This is a genomic window from Paenibacillus sp. ALJ109b (assembly GCF_010747435.1).
GTDB lineage: Bacteria > Bacillota > Bacilli > Paenibacillales > Paenibacillaceae > Paenibacillus > Paenibacillus taichungensis.
In genome coordinates this window covers 116,157-140,272 of the sequence record NZ_JAAIFP010000017.1, presented here as the reverse complement: position 1 = coordinate 140,272, position 24,116 = coordinate 116,157, and the positions used below count along the sequence as shown (strand labels likewise).

Here is a 24,116-nt window from a genome sequence, read left to right as displayed (position 1 = left end):
TCAATTGATTCCTGATTAATATGAGGAAAAAGAGAGACTTTCATTCAAAACTTATGCTGAGTTGTCTGTACATGTTGCACTTAGGGCGACTTATACGAGGTATGGCACACCATATCACCGGGTTTGAAATTAATAATTTTAAATAACTCATCTGCCATATATGCTGGAGTATGTTTGAATTCCTGCCGAATCCATTCAATAATCATGCCGAATATCGCATGGGATTGATAACTTGCCAGCAGCTCGCGATTGATTTGGGACGGAAATATTTCGTTGAGGTCCTGAAGGGCAAGGTCACGCAGAACATCGCAGAGCATTTGCTGAAAATTGGACGATGCTTCGGATTTCACGACAAGGGTGTAGAATTGCGCATGCTGATGCACATGTTCGAATATTTTGATTGCCGAAGAGGGCATATGACTTACTTCAAATATTTCTTTATCCAGATAAGGTTCACGATAGGAGAAGACCAGATCCTTAATGATGTCATCAATAATCTCATTGAACAGGTCTTCTTTGTATTGATAGTGTCTGTAAAAGGTGCCCCGATTCAGATCGGCCAGCTGTACGATATCGGTAATGGATATTTCTTTGAATGACTGCTCTTGCATCAATTGGATGAGGGCATCCTTTAGTGCCGCTTTGGATTTCTTAATTCTTCGATCCATGGAACTCGGAAGTTCGGTCATATGCAGTACTCCTCGTAAACAGGTATTTTAAGATAAAGTACATTTGGAATTAGAAGTGTTGATTAACGTACAATTGGACAAGCTTTTACTGATTGAACAGGAATGCTATGACTTATTATACTAATGATAAGAGTTAATGAACATTTGTTTGTTAACTTATTGTAAACGAATACATGGAGGTTGATACAATTATGAGACTTCAAGATAAAGTAGCTGTAGTAACAGGTGCAGGTTCCGGCATGGGCAAAGCAATTGCAACACTTTACGCGCAAGAAGGTGCTAAGGTGGTTGTATCGGATATCAATGAAGCTTCAGCGAAGGCAGTTGTTGAGGATATCAAGGCAAATGGTGGAGAAGCGACGTTTGTGGTTGCGAATGTGGCGAAGGAAGAGGATATTCAGAACCTGATCGATACGACGGTTAACACCTATGGAACAGTGGACATTCTGGTCAATAATGCAGGCATTATGGACGGCATGGAGCCAGTTGCTGATGTTCTGGATGACAAGTGGGAAAGAGTATTTGCAATCAACACGACCAGTGTCATGCGTGCAACACGCAAAGTGTTGCCAATCTTCCTGGAGAAACAAAAAGGAGTCATTGTGAATATCGCCTCAGCAGGTGGGTTAAACGGTGGACGAGCAGGTGCAGCCTATACGGCCTCCAAACATGCAGTGGTAGGATTAACGAAAAACACTGGCTTCATGTATGCCGAACAAGGCATTCGTTGTAATGCAATTGCTCCAGGCGGGGTGGCAACCAACATCAGTTCGTCCATGGACGGGATAAGCCCATTTGGTGCAGGGCGACAACAGCTGGGCATGGCGATCAATCCACGTGTAGGGACGAGTGAAGAAATTGCACAGGTGGCGCTGTTCCTTGGTTCGGATGAATCCAGCTTCGTGAACGGAACAGTCGTAACGGCAGATGCAGGATGGAGCTCTTACTAATCCATCGTTCATAACTGAAATATGGAAAGAAGCTCATACTAGTGTATGGGCTTCTTTTTACATGTCCAAAACAGGCGAGAATGTGGGACATTAGGCCAGTAGGACAAACGTTTGCACAAACATGTCTACACATTCCCCGATAACGTAAATAGGGACGAATCCCGAACAATCAAGCGGTGCGGAATAATAACAGGATTCTGAGGCAGGTGTTCACCATTTAGAATCTTTAACAATACCTGAACCGCAGTATAGCCTAGTTGATAAGTTCCGATATCAATCGAACTAAGCGGCGGCGAAGCAAGTTCCGATAAGGCAATATTGTTAAAGCTCACAACACTTATATCTTCAGGAACGTTGTATCCCAGCTCGGCCAGAGCGCGAAGCACGCCAAAGGCAACATTGTCGTCGATGACAACGAGGGCAGTAGGCCTGTCGGGTAGCGACATGAATAGGGACATCGACCGGAAGCCGCTTTCCTGCAGGAATTCTCCCTCCACGATCCAGTCATTGTTAGCATCAAGACCCGCTTCTTCAAGCGCATTTTTGTATCCAAGCAGGCGATCATGAGACAACGTCAAATCTGGTGGTCCGCTAACAAATCCGACTCGTTTATGCCCTTGGGCAATCAGATGTGTGGTTGCATCGAAAGCTGTCTGTACATTGTTGTTGTCCACCATCGGAGCATCAGGATGCGTTTCGCTGCGGCCGATCAGTACAAAAGGAAACTTTTCCGCCTCCAAAAACGAAATAATCGGGTCCTCCCGTTTGGAGCCAAGCAGCAAGATGCCATCTACGCGCCGCCCATGTACCAGACGAGATATGGCATTCAATTCATCACTGGAAGACGTTTCGGTGGAGAGAAGAAGTTCATAATTCATACGGGTGGCATGGGTAATGATTCCCCGAAGCAATTCTCCGAAAAAGTAGTTCTGAAACAGCTCCTCAGCAGGTCGGGGCAGCATGATACCCAGGGTTTGAGTCGTTTTGGAAACAAGGCTTTTGGCCATCATATTTGGATGATAATTCATTTCTTTCATGATTTGCTTCACTTTGAGTGATGTTTCCGAACTGATTCTGGGATGGTTGGAAATAACCCGTGAGACCGTAGAAGGGGATACACCCGCCAATTTGGCAATATCTTTGATTGTAATCATGTGAAAAATCCCTTCTGTACAAGCATTTCAACATGTCTCCTATGTTAATTCAAAGACTTCGATAAATCAATTGCTAACTGCTTCATGGTGAAGAGGGCGATCGAAAAATAAAGGAAGATGATGGGAGATCAAGCAAATAGGAAATTACAGAAAGAAACACCACAAAAGTGACGGAAAATGAACGAAAATGACTTGTGCAAACGTTTGTACAAACAAAGTTTACTGTTGTATGATGTTATTGTTATTATAGCGCTTACATGACTTAAATCAACATACATCCTAGAATATTCATCCCGATTACATAAGGATTGGACCAGTCTGAGGTTAATATGAGCAAACGTTTGTATTGTGTTTATACGGATACAAGCCGAACTTCGGAATACAGGAACAGTACACAGAATAACGGGTGAAAAGCGCGAGTACAGCATTGATCAAGACTACGAAAAGGGGGAAATTCAATGAGAAAATGGCAGCAAGCAGCACTTGCAGGTTTCATGTCGCTTGCACTTACCGCATGTTCAAGCGGAGGTGGAGGCGCTGCGCCAACCACAACAGACAGCGGTGAGACTGGGGAAACCATAGTGACCGCGGAAAATATTCAGCCAGAAGAGGGCGCGAGCCTTGTCATATGGGAGGATAAAAATCAGCGCAGCTTTATCGAGGAGCGTGCGAAGAAATTTGAAGAGGAGTACGGCGTTACTGTAAAGATCGAGGAATTGCCACCGACCGATCAAGTGACCAAGCTCACTACGGACGGACCTGCGGGATTGGCTGCGGATGTAGTCGTTTTCCCGCATGACAAGATTGGTAGCGCTTCAGAAGCCGGACTGATCTTGCCGAACGATATTTTTGAGCAACAGACCACACAATCTACCAGTGACAATGCGGTTAAAGCCGTTACCTTCAAAGATATTTTATACGGATATCCCTACAGCGTAGAAACCTATGCGTTGTTTTATAACAAAAAGCTTTATCCCGAAGCACCGAAATCATTTGATGACATTATCAGTTTTGCCAAAACCTTTAATGACACCAAAAACAACAAATACACCTTGATGTGGGAGCTTCAGCAGTTTTATTATAACTTTGCTTATCTGGCTTCCCAGGGTGGATATATCTTCGGTGATGAAGGCATGAACAGCGAGGATATTGGCCTTAACAATGAGGGGGCCATCAAGGGCGGTCAGTTCTTGCAAACGCTGAAATCGGAAGTACTGCCTGTGAAGATGGGTGATGTGAACTATGACATCAAGAAGGGTCTCTTCTCAAGCGGGAAACTGGCCATGGATATTAACGGACCTTGGTCCATCGCCGATTATCGCAATGCTGGCATTGACTTCGGTGTTGCGCCACTCCCGGCGATTGAAGGCAAACCGATGACCTCCTTCTCTGGAGTCAAGGCATATTACGTCAATGCATTTACAACCTATCCGAATGCTGCCAAGCTTTTTGCAGCTTATCTCTCCAGTGCCGAATCCCAGATGGTCAACTTTGAGATGAACGGAACTCTCCCAGCCAATAAAGACGTGGCGGCAGATCCGAAGATTCAAGGGGATGAAATCACGAAGGCATTCCTTGAGCAATTCAACAACTCCACCCCAATGCCTTCGCTTCCTGCCATGGATAGCGTATGGGGTCCCATCAGCGCGGCAATTACCGACATATGGGATGGAGGCAAGGATGTAAAAACCTCTCTGGATAACGCAGTCAAACAAGTCAAGGAGAGCCTTGCAACTGTCCAATAAAAAAAGAAAGAGCAGGTGCAGAGGAAGCTAACATGTCCTCTGCACTCTGCTATAACTGATCGGTAACTTCGCTTGCCGGGAAGGAGTAGGAATGAATGAAACAACAGCATGTTCCAGTCACTGTTAAGCCGAATCAAGAAAGACAGCATCGCATGACAGCGGCTGTGTTGTCCGTTGTCCTGCAAGGACTTGGACAGTTGTATAACCGTCAATGGATCAAGGGGATTTGTTTTCTGATCTTAGAGGGAGTGGGACTCGCATATCTGATTCCCCGTTTGAATCAAGCCGTATGGGGAGTATGGACGCTGGGCGAGCAGACGCAGCGTTTCGTCAAGGTCAATGGATCAACGGTGCTCCAGCAGGGCGACCACTCCATCTTTTTGCTGCTCAATGGGATTATAGTACTCTTGGTATTTTTCGTTTTTCTTCTTCTGTATATATTCAATATCCGGGATGCGTACATCACGGGAAAATTAAGAGAGGAAGGCAAGCAGGCCACTGGAGCTTCTGCTTCCCTGAGATATCTGCTCGATAAACAATTCCCGTATCTTTTCTTATCCATCCCTGCGCTCGGCATCCTGTTTTTCACCATTATGCCGATTTTGTTTACGATTACCCTGGCCTTTACCAATTACTCGGCACCGGATCATATTCCGCCTGCCAAGCTGGTGGACTGGGTCGGTTTCAAGACATTCACGGATCTGATCCAGCTTAAATCGTGGAGCCATACCTTCTTTGGCGTATTAACGTGGACCGTGATCTGGGCCATTCTGGCAACGGTGACTACGTATTTTGGTGGGGTGCTGGTTGCACTTCTCATCGAGCAGAAGGGTATTCGCTTCAAAAAGGTGTGGCGGACGATATTCATTCTTCCTTATGCCATTCCACAGATTATCTCACTGCTTCTGATGCGTAACCTGTTCAACGGACAGTTTGGTCCGATTAATACGTATATGAAGGCTTTTGGCCTTGAGGGGCTGCCATGGTTAACCGATCCATTCTGGGCAAAAGTTACAGTCGTCATTGTAAACATGTGGATCGGAATTCCGGTCAGCATGGTGCTCATCCTGGGCGTGCTGACGGCGATTCCACGGGATTTGTATGAAGCGGCTGAGGTAGACGGTGCGTCCGGCTTTCAGAAGTTCCGCATCATAACGCTTCCTTTTATCATGTTCGCTACGACACCAGTGCTTATTATGCAATTTGCCGGGAATTTCAACAACTTCAATGTCATCTTCCTGCTGACGAACGGTAATCCGCTGCGTGGTGATTATCAATACGCGGGATCAACCGATCTTCTCGTGACCTGGTTGTACAAACTGACGTTGGATAACAACAAGTTCAATATGGCTTCGGCGGTCGGCATCATTATTTTCCTGATTATTGCGTCGTTCTCCATCTGGAATTTCCGTCGTTCCAAATCGTTCAAAGAGGAGGACATGATTCAATGAAAAAGCGCAATAATCCCATGCGTCTGGCGATCAGTTATGTGCTGCTGGTCATCATTGCAATCGTATCGGTGTATCCCGTCTTGTGGATATTTCTCTCGTCACTGCGTCCAGGGGCGGCGCTGTACAGCGAACGTCTGTGGCCTGAAGCGTTCACGCTGGCCCATTACGGGGAATTGTTTACCAACCCGTCGTTCATGTATGGCACATGGTATCTGAACACGTTGAAAATCGCCTTTTTCACGATGATTTTCTCAACGCTTATGGTCACTTTGGGCATGTATGCCTTGTCCCGTTTCCGTTTTCGCGGGCGTAAGACCATTCTATCCACGATGCTGATTCTGGGGATGTTCCCCAGCTTCATGAGCATGATTGCCATTTATATTATTTTGCTTCAGATCAAATTGCTGGACACCCATGCCGCGTTGATTTTGGTGTATTCGTCCGGGGCAGTATTGGGTGGATTTATTGTCAAAGGGTTCTTTGATACCATCCCGCGCAGTTTAGATGAAGCAGCACGAATTGATGGTGCCAGTCATCTGCGCGTGTTCACCAGTATCATTCTGCCGTTGTCCCGGCCGATGCTGACCTATGTAGCTTTAACCAGCTTTACTGGTGCGTGGATGGACTTTATCTTTGCCCGGCTGGTACTTCGGACAAAAGAGAACTGGACACTTGCAGTTGGCATGTGGGATCTGGTTAGCCGTTATCAGGACAGTAACTTTACCATGTTTGCTGCGGGGGCTGTACTGATCGCCATTCCGATTACGTTGTTGTTTGTATTCCTGCAACGCTTCCTGGTGCAGGGGCTGACCTCTGGGGCCTCCAAAGGATAAAAGGATAAGAGGATAAACACCAAATCGAATAGACAGCCTGTAGAACATACCCAGGCCACCAATCAGGCGCTTCTGAGAGGTTCCATTCATCGCTGGAACTGCTCCGGAAGCGCCTGCCTGCTGTTTGAGATCCGAATGACAAGAGGAGGAAAAGATCGATGGGAACGCTACAGTCCCCAGAACCGGAATTGGGACCGAACGGGGCTCTTGCTGCTGCGGAAAGTCAGAAAATGGCCAGCAGGGCGCTTTGGCGCAATGTTGCTTATCGCAGAATTTTGTGTGGCTATGGCATCTCCGTATTTGGTGATTGTTTCAACGGCATTGCCATCAGTCTGTGGGTATTGCAGACCACGGGAAGTGCGAAGAGTATGGCAGCTGTACAAGTATGTAATATGGTCGTCAGTTTTCTGTTCGGATCATTCGCGGGTACGTTTGCAGACAGGCTGGATCGCAGAACATTGATGTTGTCTTCGGATTTGTTTCGTGGGGCTATGGCGTTTATCATCGCGGTGAGTCTGTTTGTGCTGCATGCTCCTTTTCCAATCGTACTGCTCATGCTTTCCCTTTCGATGTTCTCCAGCCTGTTTCAGGCGCCTGCATTTCATGCTTCGGTAACCAGTCTGGTAGGGAGGGAGCATCTGCAGCAAGCTACAGGAACCATCCATCTGGTTGATAATATCGCCCGTATAAGTGGACTGGCCGCCGCGGGGATTGCGGTTTCTGCATTTGGGGGCTTTACGGCTATTATGATTACGGGTGTGACCTTTCTGCTGTCAGCGATATGTGTAATGTTGGCCGGGCGTTTTCCGGATGTACAACGCTCTTCGATGCATAGAGGATCGTTTGTAAAGGAGTGGGGCGGTTCATTTTCTTACATCTTTGCACATCCCCTGATTCGCTCCATCGTTATTCTTAATCCACTGCTGATTCTCTTCTTCATGTCAGCCATCATGCTTGTTCAAGTCATGGCCGTCAAAGTATGGCAGGCGAATCCTGTCCAGTTCGGACTGATTGAGACATGTATTCCACTGGGGTATATGCTGGGTTCAGGAATTCTGATTGCCTCAGGCAATCGGCTGAAACGAAGGGGACGATGGGTGTTCATCGGTCTGCTGGTTCTCGGCCCACTGTATATGCTGTTAGCCAATGTATCTTCTCCTTTGGTGGCCTTGCCGCTGATCGTTGCTGGGGGAGCCATGTTTGCGTGCTGTACGATGTTAACCCAGATTATGATGCGTGCCGAGGTCCCCGATGAGCTGCAGGGGAGAATCTACGGGGTGCTCGGAACCATAACAAGTACAGCCCCGATCTTGGGATTAACGGTGGTTTCCGTTTTGGCTGATCAGTGGGGTGCCCAAACCGTGCTGGAGAGTCTGGGAGCATTGCTGTTGGTGGTAGGAATTATTTCCGCAGTAGGATTAAAATCCATTCGGACCTATCGATAGTTAATGCATGCCATAGATAAGGACGAGCCTAATCAAAGAACCCGGAAGCAGACGCTCATCGCGTCTGACTCCGGGTTGAATGATAGGACGGTGAAGGGATTAAGGCTGCCAGTCCACTGTAACGGTTGCGGTTCCACTGGTTGGTGTGGTGAAGGTATGATTATTGCCATTTTCCCACGTAATCGTAGAGCCGTTCTTTTTGAAGAATTTGAATTCTAGATTCGTTCCGGCTGGCACACTCACGTCATAATACCAGGTTGGATAAGAATAGATCACCTGATTGAACGCCGGACCAATGGCGAGAGGGCCTGTGGACCAGTTACCCAGCTCCGCGACATTGCCCGTCAGATAGAGATTCTGGCCGAGTGTCGTGGATGCATTGTTGATGACAAACCGAACGGAAACCTGGTTGCCACTAAGAATCGTGAAATTGTTATAAGTGTTGCTGTTGACTCCGTTCGCTGCGACTTTAACTGCATAGTTGCCGGCGGCAACAGCAGGGATGGTCACTTTGATCTGAGTATCTTCCCATGATGTAATGGCTGAACCGGTAACAGCGGTTGTACCGAAATAGACAGTGCCTTTGGTAGTACCAAATCCACGACCATCAATGGTAACGGTATTACCCGCTTTGCCCATTGTAGGGCCCACATGCCCGATGGTTGGTGTAGTGGTATTGGCTGTATACTGCCAGACCGCTGTAGCTCCTGCTGCCAAAGTGAAGTTAGCGACGTTACCTCCTGTAGAGGTAATGTTATTGCCGCTTAATGCACCTGCAAGAACATCGTTGTATGTACCCGAAGGGAGTGAAGTGGTCAGGCCACTGATGGATGTGGAAGTCGAAAGATTACGGTTAACCGCTACGACGGCTACGTTGTTGCCGAATTTACGTTCATACACATACACATCGTTGTTAATCCAGCGCTGCTGGGTTGTTCCATAGGCGATGGCTGGATTGGTTTTGCGCAATGGAGCCAGCTTGCTGATGACGTTAAAAGCAGTTGTTGTTTTGGAGAACGAAGGCATTTTGGCACGGTTATCCGGGTCACCGTTACCTGTCAAATACTGCTCAGTGCCATAATAGATGGCTGGTACGCCCCGTGAAGTAAGTGTAAATGCAAGAGCTTGTTCCAAGCGACGGTTGTTAACGGCACTTGTTTTGAAGCGATCCATGTCATGGTTATCAATAAAAGTCACTTGGTCATTCACCTGGGCATAATCAGCGGCAGTGCTGGTGATCATGGAATCCAGGGCAACCATCGTGGATGTGTTATCACGGAACACGTTACGTACTTCATTGTTGAAACGGAAGTCGAGCAGACTCATGCCGGATTGGTTGGCGAAGTTGGTATTGTCCGCATCGGATGCGGATGAACCCAGGAACCATTCACCAAACGTGAATACCGGTTTGTAGCCATAGATGGAGGACATCCAGTTCTTTTGCCATCCCATCGGCATATGCTTCACCGCATCCACCCGGATTCCGTCAATGCCCATATCCAGCCAGAGCTTGATCGCATCCTTGAAGTAGGTGTCAATGGTGCTGTTATTGTGATTCAGGTCAGCGAGATCATAGAGATTTTTGTAGATACCGTTCTCCAGTGTGGAGAAGTCAGAGCCGCCATTGTGGTGGAATAATTTGTTCGTGTCATTGGTGTAGCCACCAAGCAGAGTGCCGTTATTGTACAACTTTCCATTCTCTGCGAACGAGGTGTCGGTTTCCATGGCAGGAGAGGTATGGTTAGGAGCAAAATCAATGATGACTTTAATGCCTTTGGCATGTGCCGTATTGATCAGGTTCTGGAAATCGGTCATCGTACCGAAAGCAGGATTGGTCTTCTTGAAGTCACGTGCCCAATAGCCGTGATAAGCCGTATTGTTGACACCGGAATAGTTAATCAGCGAGTAAATATTCTCCACAGGCTGAGAAATCCAGAGAGCCGTAATGCCGAGATCGGAAAAATAGTTGTCGTTGATCTTATTGATCAATCCTTGCCAGTCGCCCCCGCAATAGAGCTTCAGGTTGGAACAGGAGGCATCATAGGCTGCCCCAGTAGGGTTGTTGGAGGGATTGCCGTCCAGAAAACGGTCGGTAAATACTTGATAAATGACATCGGTGCTGAAGTTCTGCTTGTTGCTTACAGCCGTATCAGCATCTGCGAATACAGACGCCGCCGGGAATATGGGCAGTGCGCTTCCGGCCAGCAAGCTGAAGCTCAGCGTGGTACTGAGGATGATTCGCTTGGTCCATTTGAACATGGTAATCCACCCTTCGTTTATTAGATGTGTATTCTCTTTCTTAATTAGAAAAGCGCTTTCAAGTTAGACGTTGGTAAGTTATCTTAATGTTATCCCCCCTTTATGAACGCCAACAACCCCGGCACCTCCTGCTGGAGTTACCGGGGTTGTCCTAAACCGATTGGGTTTAAAAGCATGGCCCTCTAGTTATAATCACAACGTTATGATAATTAAATAATGGTTTGGTTGTCAATAACTTTTTCTTGAGCATTTTTTTTCTATTTCTATATTTACAAATCAGGCTCCACAGATTTAAACTATTCGCAGACCCACCAATATAAGGGCTATGCATTTTAGAACATTTCGGTGTTTTAAAACAACCCCGTCTCTTCAGAGACGGGGTTGTTTGTCGATGTAGCCGAGGGAAGAACGAAGCAGGACTAACAAAACAGGGAAACCCCGGTAGTGTAAAAGCGAAATCTATAGGAGAGGCGGTTGATGGATCAGTGAACACTCATTCTGTTATCGAATGTGTGGAAGGTTTCAAGGCGTCCAGGCTGGACAACACAAGAAAGATTTTTGTCTATTTGCCACCAGGATATAAGGAGCATGTGGATCAACGCTATCCAGTGTTATACATGCATGCGGGTCAGAGGGCCTTCGGCTCTTCGACTGCGGGAAATGAAACGTGGCACGTAGATCAGGCGGCAGACCAACTGATTGATCAAGGCTTGATGGATGGACTGATCATTGTCGGAATTGCCCATGTTCGTCCAGTTACACACAATGAATTCTATCATTTCATTGCGCCTGCAAGAGAAGCGGTGAGTGTGGGCTGCTCAGGCCTGGATTATGAACACTTTATCATTCATGAACTGAAACCGTTCATTGACGATCATTACCGCACACTTCCAGACAAGGACAATACGGGACTGCTTGGTTCTTCCGCAGCGGCACTCAGCACCTTCCATATAGGAACACGTCATCCTGAAATTTTTGGCAAACTGATCATGCTCTCTCCCTTTTTCGTGGATGTGCAGCTGGATGAAACGTCGGAGAGCAGGTTACAGGAGGAGGATATGTACCTCATGCCTGAGGGCAGTGCTCCGATTCGAATGTGGATGGATATAGGGGATGCAGAAGGATTATTTCTTCCTTCCCAGGTAAGGAACGTAGTCCATCAGATGCTCGAACTGGGATACAAGCCTGGCGAGGACATCGCATTTCTGGAACAGCCGGATGCAGGTCATCAGGAAGCGGATTGGGGAGAGCGGGTTCACCTTCCGCTTCTGTACATGTTTGGCCGAATCGGCAATCCAGTCTCTCTGGAACTGATGGGAAGGGACGTTATCGGATTGAAGGGCGGCATGAGCGGGCACATCAATGCGCTGCTTCATTACGACAGCGGGTTCACCATGAGTGTGCTTGAAGGGGAATATCATTCCGATCAACCCGATGTTCTTGAGGTTCGACCCAATGGGGAACTGGTTCCTGTCAAGATGGGTCATGCAGTTGTTACCCTGACGGTGGGAGAGTTGACGGCATCACGGATGTACACGGTTGTGGAAGAATTATCGGGTCACGTGACAGTCTGCATGAGTGCCGAGGTACCGTTTCAAGACATGTATGATGACTCGATCTACGGAGGCATGGGCATGAAGCTTCTGCACACCGGAGGTGGCGATTATGAGGGCTGCTTCGAGGTTCCACGTGACAGCGGATTTCGGTTCAGATTCACGCGAGGCTTCCGGCAGTTTGAAACCGATGCAGATGGAAAGGCACTTCCCAATCGGGTGTTTCGTGCCCATGATAACCTGTCTCTTCATTACAAAATCCAGTCTTGGGGCAGCACAGCTGCCAAAGCCGGGAACAGGAGGTAGCCATGATTAGTCAACCATTTCAACCAACGATGGATATTCCGTATTATTATCCCTGTAATTTTCCTTTAGTTCACGAAATCCTTCAGCGTCAGGGCTCGATAAGCAGTCTCGGCCTGTTAGCTTCCAGCCGCTTGTATAGTCTGACTTCCTGTTCGGATCGTGGCCTAATCAAGCCTTACTTTCATAAGCTGGATTATGAGGAGCCGATATGGGAAGTGTTTGGAGAACGGGAGTTTGACAGCTTCGAACAAGGAAAGGCATATATTCGGGAACGGCTTGAAAATGAGGGGCCTTTGGTCGTTACAGGCACAAGTTATTGCTTGCCTTATGGGGATGATTATCGAAATCCCGAGTATATTCATAAACTCGTTAAACAAGATTCACGCCTGCATCTGGTCGATCATTGGCTGGCTGTATACGGAATGGATGAGGAGCAGTTCTATGTCTATGACCCCGTTCCCTCCAAATACATGGGAGCTGTATCATCACCTGATTTCCAGGAGTTCTGGAAAGGAAACAAAAATATCTCCGAGCTCGAAATAGCCCGTCGCAAAGAAACATTACGGACATATGGCACGATGGAGATCCGTGCTGTGGAGACACTCGACGCTGCAGGCTACCGAAACATGTTGCGCTCTGCTCTGGCGACGCAGGCCCATGAATTCATCTCGGGCAGAACGATCTGGGAGGGCAATCGAAGCTATTATTTTGGACAGGCTGTCACATCACAATTGTTACAAAGATTGCACCCGAATGCCGAGGTGGATCGGGAACAGGAGAAAGCCATCTCCGCGTTCCTGTTCGACATGCGCTGGAGCCGCTACTTTTTCCGCGATTTGCTGGAGGAAGCAGCCAAATGGCTCGATTCTCCTCATGATAAATATGTTGAGGAATTCGGTGCAATGATAGCCCGGTGGGAACAGGCGCACAAGTTGCTGCAGATCGCCAGAATGAAACGAAGCCCTGAATGGCGTGAGCAGTTAACGGATATTATCGAACAATTGGCGGCGGACGAATTACGCTGGTACGAAGCGCTAATGACTACACATCAGCATGCCGATCGCTTCAGACAGATTCCATCGACTGTGGAAAATCCCGCGCCTACGCCTTCACATCGGGAAGTCATTGAGCGGATTGTGCTGGACAGCTGCGATGAGCTTAATCGGTACCATAATGCGCCTATTTCACTAGAGCATGGCTTGCAGGCGCCCCTATATGGAAGTCGGGGAAGACTGGACTCCCTTGAACTTGTAACTCTACTTGCGGTTGTCGAGCAAAGTGTTGAAGATACGTTCGGTGTAGGGATAACCCTCGCTGAATTGGCGGCAGCTTCCATGCCAGAAAGTCCTTATCGAACGGTGGAATCACTGATTGAGTATCTGGAGGCGCAATTGAAACATTTCCCAAAGGATGATAAGGGATGAATATCACTTTTCTTCTGGAACGGTTCGCCGCGTATAACCATCGCCCTGCGTTGGTATGGAAGGACGAGCAGTATAGTTATAACTGGTTATTGGATCAGATTCACACCTTTAGCCAGTGGATTTCCACAGAAGGGCTCGAAGGGATGATCGTTGTGCTTGAAGAGGATTATTCTCCTTATGCCGCAGCGGCATTGATCGCTCTTCTGGAGCGGAATTGTATTGTGGTTCCGATGGATCGACACTTGGTTGAGGGCAAACGGAATGAGTATACAGCGCTCGCTCAGGCGGAATGGCGCATGAGTGTTGGGGAAGGGGAAGTTATAGCCAGACATTGCTCTGTTCAAGGCAGTCGGTCCCCGATTTTGGCCAGGCTGGGTCAGGAAAAGAAAGCAGGTCTGGTGATCTTCTCATCCGGATCGACAGGACGAAGCAAAGCTGCTGTTCACAGCTCGGATCGTCTGTTGCACGGGTTTAGGCGGCAAGTTCGACCGCTCTGTACGATCCCTTTCATGATGTTTGATCACATTGGTGGCTTAAACACAATGCTGCAATCCTTGTCCAGCGGCGGCTGTTTATGCGTCATACCGGATCGCTCCCCCCTGGAAGTATGCAAAACCATTGAAAAGTACCGTGTTCAGGCATTGCCAGTCTCACCAACGTTCATGAATTTGCTGCTCCTTAGCGGAGTCTATCCGGAGTTCGATCTATCCAGTCTCGAAGTGGTCTCCTATGGTTCAGAGGTTATGCCAGAGGCGCTGCTTATCGCATGGAATAGACAGTTTCCGAATGTACGTACGGTGCAAGCTTACGGTATGTCGGAGATTGGCATTCTGCCGACACGCTCAAAGGATTCGGGTTCATTGCTATTTACGGTTCGTGATGGGGAAGTCCGTTATCGGATTGTGGACGGGCTGCTTGAGATCCAAACGACAACGGCCATGATCGGATATCTGAACGCTCCGTCTCCGTTCACGGAAGATGGCTGGCTCCAGACCGGGGATGAAGCGGAGATGGAGGATGGTTACATTCGCATTTTGGGTCGCCGCTCCGAGATCATTAATGTAGGCGGGCGTAAGGTTTACCCTGCGGAAGTGGAGAGTATTCTGGAGCAAATGGATGCTATCGAAACGGCTGTGGTGAGCGGGGAACCGAGTGGAATTATGGGGCAGATGGTGAAGGCCACGGTCAGACTTACAGCTGAGCAGCCTCTTACGGAACTGCGCAGACAAATCTGGGAATTTTGCCGAGAGAAGCTGCCCCAGTACAAAATCCCGCAAAAGATTGTAATTACCCAGGAGACATTAACAAGCCCAAGAATGAAGAAAATAAGAAATCCAGGTCCAAACTGCTCCGTTCGGGATGAGGTTGCGGCAAGCCTGGAGGAAGATTTGGAAGGGACACAATACTGAATGAACGAATGAATAAAGTGACTCATGAATGCCAATGCAGCAGGGGACATCATGAGTTGTAAGTTGTAATTGGAGAGGGAACCGTTGGATGCATTACGCATCTACGGTTCCCCTTTTGTTGAACAGAGTCGAAGTGATTCGTACGAGAGATATCCTTTCACACAATTTAATGGGAGATAGCCTCATGCGACGCACCAAGAGTCTCATCGGAGAAAGGATTTAGAATGAAGCAAAATGTTATGCCTTCACGTGTGATTTGACATCCAACTGCAACAGGGAGAAACCGTACGCTTCCAAGTCCAGCTTCAGCTTGTTCTGCTGAGTTTCCCGAGTTGTGGCTGAGAATACATTACGCCAAGTTCCTTGGTGTAGTGGCAACTCCATACTGCGTGGTTCTTCACTTGCATTCAGGACGAGTACGAATTGTTTCCCCGTATCCTGATCCTTGCGTCCGATGGCAATACACGGGTCTCCGGCTTCCGCGTAAATCATGGAGATGTCCGCACTGCGCAATGCAGCGTGTTGTTTACGCAGGGCAATGGCTTGGGTGAAGAAATCGAGCAGATCCTTGTTCTGCTTCTGTTCGTCCCACTCCATACATTTGCGACAACCTGGATCATAGCCACCATCCAACCCTACCTCGTCACCGTAGTAAATACAAGGAGCGCCTGGGTACGTAAGCAGCAGAATGACAGCCAGCTTCATCTTGCGTACATCCCCTTCACATAGGGTGAGCAGTCTTGGCGTATCATGACTGCCGAGCAGGTTGAAAGCTGCTTCGGTTACAGGCTGTGAATACGCAGCAAGCAGTTTGCCAACCTCGTTGGCGAATCCAAGACCGTCCAGCTTGCCAAGCACAGTGTAATCCATGACTGAATTCGTGAAAGGGTAGTTCATGACCGCATCAAACTGATCCCCCTGCAGCCACATGATGGAATCATGCCAGATTTCGCCTAGCAGATAGGCATCCGGGTTAAGTGATTTGACCGTTTGCCGGAATTCACGCCAGAATTGATGGTCTACCTCATTGGCAACATCCAGTCTCCAACCGTCGATACCCATATCCTGAATCCAGTAACGGGCCACCTCCAGCAAATATTCCTTAACCTCGGGATGCTCCGTGTTCAGTTTAGGCATAAGGGGTTCAAAGGCAAAGGTATCATATGTGGGGATACCGTCTTCGATACGTGCCGGCCATTCTCTGACATGGAACCAATCCGCATAACGGGAAGCAGCCCCTTTTTCAAGCACATCCGCGAATGGAAGGAACTCTCTGCCTGAATGGTTAAACACTGCGTCCAGAACTACCCGAATCCCACGTGCATGGCATGCATCCACAAGCTCCTTCAATTTCTCATTGGTGCCAAAGTGCGGATCGACCCTCAGGTAGTCTGCGGTATTGTACTTATGGTTGGTTGTAGCCTGGAACACCGGGCAGAAATAAATGGCGTTAATGCCAAGTGCGCTCAGATGATCGAGGTGGTCCAGAACGCCTTGCAAGTCACCTCCGAAAAAATTGACAGGCGTCGGTTCACCGCCCCAGGGTTCAGCATTCTTTGGACTGATCGACGGATCACCATTGGCAAAACGTTCAGGGAAGATCTGATAGAATACAGCATCCTTAACCCAAGCAGGTGCCTCGAAGAAATCCACCGGATTCATAAATGGAAAATCGAAAAATTCCAACGGATGATCAGGCAGAGCCTGTTCGAATCCCCGTTCCGTCATCCAGACCGATTCTTCTCCCTCGATCAGTTGGAAGCCGTAGCGTAATCTGCGGTAAGGTGGTTGCGCTTCCACTTCCCAATAATCGAACAGGGCATCACGGGCAAAGATTCGCATTGGAAGGTGGAGGACCGTACGATCCCATGCATATTTATCCCCGATGATGGCGATAACAGCATCCAGGTCGCCCCGCTTGGAACGGAGCCTCAGGTGCATAGTGGAACGGTCATATACGTAGGACCAATTCATTTTGGGACGATGATAAATAGCTTCAAGTAACATAGTATTCACTCCTTATCTGGGATGGATAATATGGCTATAAACGCAAAAAAGGCACAACCCCAATGTTCACGAGGTTGTACCTTTCGGCAGCATAGCCTTTTGATTATAGTGCTATTATACGAACTAAATCGGAAAAAGAAAACACTTTTTTTTCCTGAAATGATGAGTTGAATTCACCGTTTAAATTCGGGTACTATTTTTTAAAAATCATACCCAAGCTTATTGGCATAAGCAGAAATTTCTTTATGATATTTTTCGATACTTTTCTTGCCGGTATCAATTTTGGCATTGGCTTGTTTCAGGACAGCGCTGTTTACCGTTGTTTTGGAGACAGCCTTTTTAGCGAGTTGGAATCCTTCCAGCTGTGTATAACTACCTTTGATCAAGTTGGCATGGATTTTTTGCAGTTCCGTATTTTGCGGTTTAATCAGCTTCAGCTTGGAAACATATTTGGTGTAGTTAGGAATCGCTGTGTTGGTCAATTTCAAGAAAACGGACTTGCGATTGGAAGATGTAATGTAAAATCCACCGCCCAAAGCGTTGAATGCTTTCTCCTCATATACGGATGCGCTATCCAGTTGATCCAGGTAGTTCAAGAAATCTTCTTCTTCGGCTGTAGGGATCGGTTCTTGTTCTGACGTGTCAACTTCTTCATAGTATTCGTCTTCCGAATATGTAGTAGTTGAGTCATCCGCAGCAGCGGCATACGACCCTGCAGGTGCGAATACCCCGCCGAGCAAAACAAAACTCATAATAATTGATAGTACCCATGATTTCTTCACGTTCTAATTTCCCCTATCTATATATGTGATATTATTCCAATGGATAATCTAACATATCACGACAAGAAATTACAGGAATCGATTTACAGAGATGGAATCTATGGATGGCGATTTGATGTTGTTTGCTTCAGTTATAACCGTGCAAGATGCAAGTTTAAAAGGATATAATAACGTTGTGAATCAACAAAAAGGGAGGAAATATTGATGACTGTTGAACGTTTTCATATTCATGTCTCCGATGAAGTTCTGGACGATTTGCAATATCGGCTGCATAACATCCGTTGGCCAGATCAATTGGTAGACTCGGGTTGGGGGCGAGGAACAGATATTAGTTATTTAAAATCACTTGTCTCTTATTGGAGAGATCATTATGACTGGCGAGCACAAGAGTCCAGGCTGAATCAATTTTCCCAGTTTCATTGCCAGTTGGATGGGGTGGATGTGCACTTCGTACATGAGCGTGGTAAAGGGCCTAACCCACTGCCGATTATTCTTACCCATGGATGGCCGGATAGCTATCTTCGTTATCAAAAGATTATCCCTCTCCTGACCGATCCCGCGAGTCATGGAGGTAATCCAGAGGACTCTTTTGATGTCATTGTGCCTTCACTTCCTGGATTTGGATTCTCTAGTCGGCCTGACCAACCTGGCGTCAACAATTCTTATGTCTCCCAGATGTGGGCCAAACTAATGACCAAAGAATTAGGCTACAACAAATTCGCTGCTGCAGGTGGAGATATTGGCTCTGGTGTTACACGTTATCTGGCATCGAATAATCCTGAACTTCTAGTTGGTATCCACTTAACGGATATTGGTATCATAAGAGATCTCTTATCTTCCCAGGATGAGGCTGAACGTTCGGAGGAAGAACGAGAGTACAAGAAAAATGCTTCAACATGGATTTCACAAGAGGGGGGTTATATGTCCATTCAATCAACCAAACCTCAGACACTTGCGTATGGGCTTTCCGATTCGCCAGTAGGTTTGGCTGCTTGGATCATTGAGAAATTTCATGCTTGGAGCGACTGTAAAGGTGACCTCGATCAACTATTTAGCAAGGATGAGTTGCTGACTCATATTATGATCTATTGGGTTACGAACACCATAGGATCATCCACACGTATGTACTTCGAAAATTCACATTCCTTGCCACCATTGGGCCGAATAGAAGTTCCGACAGGCATTGCCATATTTCCTGCGGATATCGTGCTGCCGCCCAAGTCTTGGGCGATGCAAAACCTGAACGTAACGCATTGGACCTCCATGCCTAGTGGAGGGCATTTTACGGCTTTGGAAGAACCGGAGTTGCTGGCTGATGATATCAGGGCATTCTACAGACCGATTCGAGCTATGAATAATTAATATAGTTATATATATGGTAAACTTTCGTAAGGTCCCGACTAAGATATCTAAAGCGGGACTTTTTTTTCTTCAATCTGCTCAAAAAGTGACGTATTGAGGCGGTCAGATGGTATAATCGGGTGAAGTGTTATTGTCTCACCAAGTTATTTTCGAAAAGGTTTTCGGTAATTGTTCTATTTTTGTTTGTAACCGCAATCATAATACACACAGAAAGTGAGAGCTGAGATGAATCAGAAAAAGCTTTTTACGGATGGATGGCAATTTGCGAAAAGTAAGCTGGAGGTTACGGAGCCTGCAGGGTTAACGTTTGAACCGGTCGAGCTTCCACATGATTGGCTGATCTATAATACGCTTGAACTGTATGAGGACAGCATCGGATGGTATCGCAAGACATTCCCATATACGAAGGATGAGAAGCAGCTTCTGCTTTGTTTTGACGGGGTGTACATGGATTCTTCCGTATATGTAAACGGTCAACTTGTTGGGGAATGGAAGTATGGCTATTCGGCTTTTGAGCATGAGATCACGAGCGCTTTGGTGGAAGGTGACAACGAAATTGTAGTCAAAGTTGTGCATCAGAGTCCCAACAGCAGATGGTATTCCGGGGCCGGAATTTATCGCAATGTGTGGCTCAAAACGAGAGATCGGAATCATATCGTCACAGACGGTATCTATGTATCGATTCAGCAGCAGCCAGAAGGCTGGCAGGTTGAGGTGGATATGGAGCTAAGTCTCAATCAGAACGCACAACTTGTGCACACGATTTGGTATCAGGGTAATCAGATCGTATCCAGCAAAGCGGACGTTACGGCTACAGCGGGTAAAGACGCTGGACATGGACAGATACAGTCCAACAGCCAACAGCTGACGGTCGATCTTCCGAAGTTATGGAGCCCGGATGAACCGAATCTGTATGATCTGGTAACGGAACTGCAAGTAGCTACAGGTGAGCAGGGCTATGAGACGATCGAGTCCATTACACAGCGAATTGGTTTCAGGGATATCAAGCTGGATGCAAACGAAGGATTCCACCTGAATGGGGTCAAGATGAAGCTGAACGGCGTGTGTGAACACCATGATCTTGGGGCGCTGGGGGCTGCTTTTAACCTAACTGCGCTGCGCAGAAGATTTGTGCTGTTAAAGGAAATGGGCGTTAACGCCATCCGGACCGCTCATAACATGCCTGCCAAAGAGTTCATGGAACTTGCGGATGAGATGGGTATGCTGATCGTTTCGGAAGCGTTCGATATGTGGGAGAGAGCCAAGACCCCTTACGACTATGCGAGATTTTTCCCGGAATGGGCACATACTGATGTGAAGAGCTGGGTGAAGCGTGACCGTAACCATGCAAGTCTGATCATGTGGAGTATCGGCAACGAAATTTATGATACCCATGCGGATGAGCGGGGGCAGGAAGTAACCCGGATGCTGATGGATTATGTACTGGAATTCGATCCAAAAGGGAATGCAGGCGTGACGATCGGTTCGAACTACATGCCATGGGAAAACGCACAAAAATGTGCAGACATCGTGAAGCTCGCAGGTTATAACTACGCGGAGAAATACTACGACAAACATCACGAAGAACATCCGGACTGGATTATCTATGGTAGTGAAACGTCGTCTGTGGTGCAGAGCCGTGGGATCTATCACTTCCCGTTCGAGCAATCCATACTGGCAGATGATGATGAGCAGTGCTCGGCTTTGGGTAACAGTACAACAAGCTGGGGCGCGAAGTCCGCAGAATATTGCATTTTGGCAGAACGAGATACGCCGTATTCCTTGGGGCAGTTCCTGTGGACGGGATTCGATTATATTGGAGAACCAACACCGTATCATACGAAGAATTCGTATTTTGGACAGCTGGATACAGCAACGTTCCCGAAAGATTCCTACTATATCTACCAAGCAGCCTGGACGGATTATAAGAAAAATCCAATGGTTCACCTGTTCCCTTACTGGGATTTCAGCCCGGGTCAGCTGATTGATGTACGCGTGTGCAGTAATGCGCCGAAGATTGAATTGCAGCTGAATGGCAAGACAATCGGCACGTATGATATCGACCATGTAAAGGGAACCCAGTTGGCAGGCTGGTGGAAAGTGCCATATGAAGAAGGCGAGCTCAAAGCGATCGCTTATGATGAACACGGCAACGTTATTGCAACGGATGTGCAACGATCCTATGCAGATGCGAAGAAGATTCGTCTGCAAGCCGATCGGGAGCAGCTGCAAGCAGACGGTACAGATCTTATTTTCGTGGAAATTCAAGTGGAAGATGAAGCGGGCAATCCCGTGCAAAATGCAAACAACCGTGTGCAGGTCCAAGTGACAGGTGCAGGTCGTCTGTTGGGTCTCGATAACGGGGACAGCACGGACTATGATCCATACAAAGGACTGAGCAGAAGGCTGTTCAGCGGCAAGCTGATGGCAATCATCGGGGCAACGAACGAATCGGGAACGGTACGGATCGAGGTGACATCGGAAGGATTGGAAAGTGCAGCTGCCGAGTTCGAATCACGAGCTGTTGCAGGCGCAGGAGATCGTACCTTAGGTGATTCCGGTGCCGCAGCAGGACAGGAGCAAACCGTACTTATGAGTAATACGGAACGTCCGGTTCTGACGGGCCGCGCGAAGGAGATTCCTTTGCGGAAAATCGAGATTATCAGCGAAGATGGACAGCTATTCGATCCATCGAAACAGCAGATGACGGTGAGCGCCAAGCTGTATCCGGAGAACACATCCTATCGGGATATTGAGTGGGCAGTTGTGAACGACGCAGGTATCGAATCCAACATTGCCAAGGTCGAAGCCAACGGTCTGGAAGTCAACGTATCCGCTCTGGGCGATGGAGAATTCCGTCTTCGTGCGACGAGCAGTAACGGTACGGATAAAACGAAACTGATCTCCCAACTGGAGTTCAAAGCAACAGGTCTGGGTACGGCTTACAAAGATCCATACGGATTTATTACTGGCGGGCTGTACGATTACACCAAAGGGGATGTCGGTAACGGCAATGAACGTGGGGTAGCGACAAGCCGGGACGGGGAGACACATGTGGGCTTCCGCAATATCGACTTCGGGCCGTACGGCTCCGATACCATTACGATTCCAATCTTTGCGTTGTCCAGTGAAGAGTACTTCATTCAGATCTGGGAAGGTATGCCGGATGAAGAGGGAAGTACACTGCTGGCAGATGTGGTGTATGACAAAGAATCCAGATGGAATGTGTATCAGGAAGAGACGTATCAACTGTCCAAGCGGCTGAGCGGGATTACGTCGATCTGTTTTGTACTGAAGCAAAAGATTCATATCAAAGGCTTCTCATTCGAGCGCCAAAGCCGGGCATTTGAACAGAATACGGCTGCATCATGCGATCATCTCTACGGGGATACGTTCAAGATCCAGGGTGATCATGTCGAGGGGATTGGGAACAATGTGTCGCTGGAGTTTGAAAATATGGACTTCACAGCAGAAGGCGCATCCAAGCTTGTGATTTATGGCCTTTCGCCGATTGATAAAAACACGATTCATATCCGCTTTGCAGGTGAGGACGGACAGAGCAATCAACTGGTCGAATTCACACAGTCCGATGGATATGAGGAGCGGGAGTTTGAGCTTGAGCAGGTTAAAGATGTGCAGAAGGTGACCTTTATTTTCCTGCCGGGCAGTCAGTTTGACTTTGGCTGGTTCCGGTTCGAGAAGTAGGACGCCAGATATAGTAGTTCAGGCATAGAGATGATTTATATGAATCCTCTTCAAGTAAACGGTGTTCTTTAAGAACAGGATATTTACCTGAAGGGGATTTTTTAAATCTCTTTTGTTCAGGATGGTCACATTGCTTGTTGTTATGTATAATTTTCCTGAGAAAGTTACCTAAAGGAGAAAATATACATATGAATCGTCTTAAGTCTAGTGTTAGAAAGTTTATGTTAGAAGATTTGGATTCAATTAAAAAACAAGACAAGCCGAATGTTATTGTGAACTTTAAAGCAATTTTATTAGGATTTTTGGTTATCTGGTGTCTATCAGGAGTAATTATTTATTATGCATTCTCGGATTGGAGCGACAGGGGAACATTTGGCGATATGTTTGGAGCGATCAATGCACTTTTCTCTGCTTTTGCTTTTGGAGGATTAGTGTACACTCTTTTCATTCAGAGATATGAGTTGAGTTTACAAAGAAAAGAGTTGGAGATGCAACGTCTGGAAGTGGCTCGTAACGGTGATCAATTAGAACAACAAAAAAATGTAATGATTCAGCAAAGTTTTGAAAACACTTTTTTTAAAATGATCGAGCTCCATCACAATTTAATTGCATCAATGAATGATAAACCTTATGAGGGAAGAAGAGCCATAGAGAAACTACGAGAGTTTCTCTATGATGAATTGAAACGTGCTAATCATAAGCGTGATTTGAATAAAACAATAGAAGATTTTCTTAGCCTTAAAGGTCGGCATATTAAACATTACCTTAATAACTATTATTGTATACTTGAATTGATTGAGCAGCATGGTCTGAACACAGAAGAAGATTTGAGAGATTCAAATTATACCCGTATTGCTCTCTCACAATTATCAGAGGACGAACGATTTCTGATTTTCTATACATTGGGATACAAGAGTGAGACGAGATTATTTTTGGAGAAATTTACTGATATAAGTGAATTAAATCATTTCGCTCGGCATCATTATGAGTGGATGACTTCTTAGTTATTGAAGAGTGACGGATAACCGTCACTCTTTTTTAT

Annotated in this window: 16 protein-coding genes; 11 read left to right on the top strand and 5 right to left on the bottom strand. The window is 47.1% G+C overall.

Going from position 1 to position 24,116, the window contains the following annotated elements:
• Positions 1-80: 80 nt before the first annotated feature.
• Complete coding sequence (locus G3352_RS18405) at positions 81-689, bottom strand: TetR/AcrR family transcriptional regulator (RefSeq protein WP_163758638.1); 609 nt, start codon at positions 687-689, stop codon at positions 81-83.
• Positions 690-880: 191 nt separating this feature from the next.
• Between G3352_RS18405 and G3352_RS18400 the strand changes: the two genes are divergently transcribed.
• Entirely contained in the window at positions 881-1,639 is a 759-nt protein-coding gene (locus G3352_RS18400; protein ID WP_163758636.1) for an SDR family oxidoreductase, read from the top strand.
• A gap of 125 nt (positions 1,640-1,764) precedes the next feature.
• Here G3352_RS18400 and G3352_RS18395 read toward each other — a convergent pair whose 3' ends face one another.
• Positions 1,765-2,793 carry a LacI family DNA-binding transcriptional regulator gene (locus tag G3352_RS18395; protein WP_163758634.1) on the bottom strand — a complete coding sequence of 343 codons (1,029 nt, stop codon included), beginning with the start codon at positions 2,791-2,793 and terminating at the stop codon, positions 1,765-1,767.
• 458 nt (positions 2,794-3,251) lie between these two features.
• Between G3352_RS18395 and G3352_RS18390 the strand changes: the two genes are divergently transcribed.
• The 4 genes from G3352_RS18390 to G3352_RS18375 all read left to right on the top strand — a co-directional run bounded on the left by G3352_RS18390 (position 3,252) and on the right by G3352_RS18375 (position 8,267).
• Positions 3,252-4,538 (top strand): sugar ABC transporter substrate-binding protein, encoded by a 1,287-nt coding sequence (locus G3352_RS18390; RefSeq protein WP_163758632.1) that lies wholly within the window; start codon positions 3,252-3,254, stop codon positions 4,536-4,538.
• A gap of 95 nt (positions 4,539-4,633) precedes the next feature.
• Positions 4,634-5,989, top strand: coding sequence for a carbohydrate ABC transporter permease (locus tag G3352_RS18385; RefSeq protein ID WP_163758630.1), 1,356 nt, complete (start codon positions 4,634-4,636; stop codon positions 5,987-5,989).
• Entirely contained in the window at positions 5,986-6,822 is an 837-nt protein-coding gene (locus G3352_RS18380; protein WP_076290382.1) for a sugar ABC transporter permease, read from the top strand. The genes G3352_RS18385 and G3352_RS18380 overlap by 4 nt, the downstream gene beginning before the upstream one ends.
• A gap of 158 nt (positions 6,823-6,980) precedes the next feature.
• Complete coding sequence (locus G3352_RS18375) at positions 6,981-8,267, top strand: MFS transporter (RefSeq protein WP_163758627.1); 1,287 nt, start codon at positions 6,981-6,983, stop codon at positions 8,265-8,267.
• A 99-nt stretch (positions 8,268-8,366) separates the two neighbouring features.
• Here the strand turns inward: G3352_RS18375 and G3352_RS18370 are convergent, their stop codons facing one another.
• The gene (locus tag G3352_RS18370) at positions 8,367-10,526 is read right to left on the bottom strand and encodes an alpha-amylase family glycosyl hydrolase (protein ID WP_163758625.1); all 2,160 of its coding nucleotides are present in this window, start codon (positions 10,524-10,526) and stop codon (positions 8,367-8,369) included.
• Between the two features lie 485 nt (positions 10,527-11,011).
• Between G3352_RS18370 and G3352_RS18365 the strand changes: the two genes are divergently transcribed.
• Genes G3352_RS18365 through G3352_RS18355 form a run of 3 tightly spaced genes read left to right on the top strand, consistent with a single transcriptional unit; the run spans position 11,012 to position 15,218 of the window.
• Positions 11,012-12,385: an alpha/beta hydrolase-fold protein gene (locus G3352_RS18365; protein WP_163758623.1), complete on the top strand. Its 1,374-nt coding sequence runs from the start codon at positions 11,012-11,014 to the stop codon at positions 12,383-12,385.
• A 2-nt stretch (positions 12,386-12,387) separates the two neighbouring features.
• Complete coding sequence (locus G3352_RS18360) at positions 12,388-13,809, top strand: cysteine peptidase family C39 domain-containing protein (RefSeq protein ID WP_163758621.1); 1,422 nt, start codon at positions 12,388-12,390, stop codon at positions 13,807-13,809.
• A complete protein-coding gene (locus G3352_RS18355; protein WP_163758619.1) occupies positions 13,806-15,218 on the top strand; it encodes an ANL family adenylate-forming protein in 1,413 nt (470 codons plus the stop codon). The genes G3352_RS18360 and G3352_RS18355 overlap by 4 nt, the downstream gene beginning before the upstream one ends.
• 237 nt (positions 15,219-15,455) lie before the next feature.
• On the opposite strand, the gene G3352_RS18350 is transcribed toward G3352_RS18355, so the two are convergent.
• Positions 15,456-17,225: a glycoside hydrolase family 13 protein gene (locus G3352_RS18350; protein WP_163758617.1), complete on the bottom strand. Its 1,770-nt coding sequence runs from the start codon at positions 17,223-17,225 to the stop codon at positions 15,456-15,458.
• Positions 17,226-17,425: 200 nt separating this feature from the next.
• Positions 17,426-18,007 (bottom strand): hypothetical protein, encoded by a 582-nt coding sequence (locus G3352_RS18345; protein ID WP_163758615.1) that lies wholly within the window; start codon positions 18,005-18,007, stop codon positions 17,426-17,428.
• A gap of 204 nt (positions 18,008-18,211) precedes the next feature.
• Between G3352_RS18345 and G3352_RS18340 the strand changes: the two genes are divergently transcribed.
• From G3352_RS18340 to G3352_RS18330, 3 genes are all read left to right on the top strand, one after another.
• Entirely contained in the window at positions 18,212-19,369 is a 1,158-nt protein-coding gene (locus tag G3352_RS18340) for an epoxide hydrolase family protein (protein ID WP_163758613.1), read from the top strand.
• 225 nt (positions 19,370-19,594) lie between these two features.
• The gene (locus tag G3352_RS18335; RefSeq protein ID WP_163758612.1) at positions 19,595-23,074 is read left to right on the top strand and encodes a glycoside hydrolase family 2 TIM barrel-domain containing protein; all 3,480 of its coding nucleotides are present in this window, start codon (positions 19,595-19,597) and stop codon (positions 23,072-23,074) included.
• 188 nt (positions 23,075-23,262) lie between these two features.
• Positions 23,263-24,078 carry a putative phage abortive infection protein gene (locus G3352_RS18330; protein WP_163758610.1) on the top strand — a complete coding sequence of 272 codons (816 nt, stop codon included), beginning with the start codon at positions 23,263-23,265 and terminating at the stop codon, positions 24,076-24,078.
• Positions 24,079-24,116 lie beyond the last annotated feature (38 nt).

Excerpts from the sequence above, each read along its gene's own strand:
- G3352_RS18405 (WP_163758638.1), bottom strand. The coding sequence starts at position 689 with ATGACCGAACTTCCGAGTTCCATGGATCGAAGAATTAAGAAATCCAAA.
- G3352_RS18400 (WP_163758636.1), top strand. The coding sequence starts at position 881 with ATGAGACTTCAAGATAAAGTAGCTGTAGTAACAGGTGCAGGTTCCGGC.
- G3352_RS18395 (WP_163758634.1), bottom strand. The coding sequence starts at position 2,793 with ATGATTACAATCAAAGATATTGCCAAATTGGCGGGTGTATCCCCTTCT.
- G3352_RS18390 (WP_163758632.1), top strand. The coding sequence starts at position 3,252 with ATGAGAAAATGGCAGCAAGCAGCACTTGCAGGTTTCATGTCGCTTGCA.
- G3352_RS18385 (WP_163758630.1), top strand. The coding sequence starts at position 4,634 with ATGAAACAACAGCATGTTCCAGTCACTGTTAAGCCGAATCAAGAAAGA.
- G3352_RS18380 (WP_076290382.1), top strand. The coding sequence starts at position 5,986 with ATGAAAAAGCGCAATAATCCCATGCGTCTGGCGATCAGTTATGTGCTG.
- G3352_RS18375 (WP_163758627.1), top strand. The coding sequence starts at position 6,981 with ATGGGAACGCTACAGTCCCCAGAACCGGAATTGGGACCGAACGGGGCT.
- G3352_RS18370 (WP_163758625.1), bottom strand. The coding sequence starts at position 10,526 with ATGTTCAAATGGACCAAGCGAATCATCCTCAGTACCACGCTGAGCTTC.
- G3352_RS18360 (WP_163758621.1), top strand. The coding sequence starts at position 12,388 with ATGATTAGTCAACCATTTCAACCAACGATGGATATTCCGTATTATTAT.
- G3352_RS18355 (WP_163758619.1), top strand. The coding sequence starts at position 13,806 with ATGAATATCACTTTTCTTCTGGAACGGTTCGCCGCGTATAACCATCGC.
- G3352_RS18350 (WP_163758617.1), bottom strand. The coding sequence starts at position 17,225 with ATGTTACTTGAAGCTATTTATCATCGTCCCAAAATGAATTGGTCCTAC.
- G3352_RS18340 (WP_163758613.1), top strand. The coding sequence starts at position 18,212 with ATGACTGTTGAACGTTTTCATATTCATGTCTCCGATGAAGTTCTGGAC.
- G3352_RS18335 (WP_163758612.1), top strand. The coding sequence starts at position 19,595 with ATGAATCAGAAAAAGCTTTTTACGGATGGATGGCAATTTGCGAAAAGT.
- G3352_RS18330 (WP_163758610.1), top strand. The coding sequence starts at position 23,263 with ATGAATCGTCTTAAGTCTAGTGTTAGAAAGTTTATGTTAGAAGATTTG.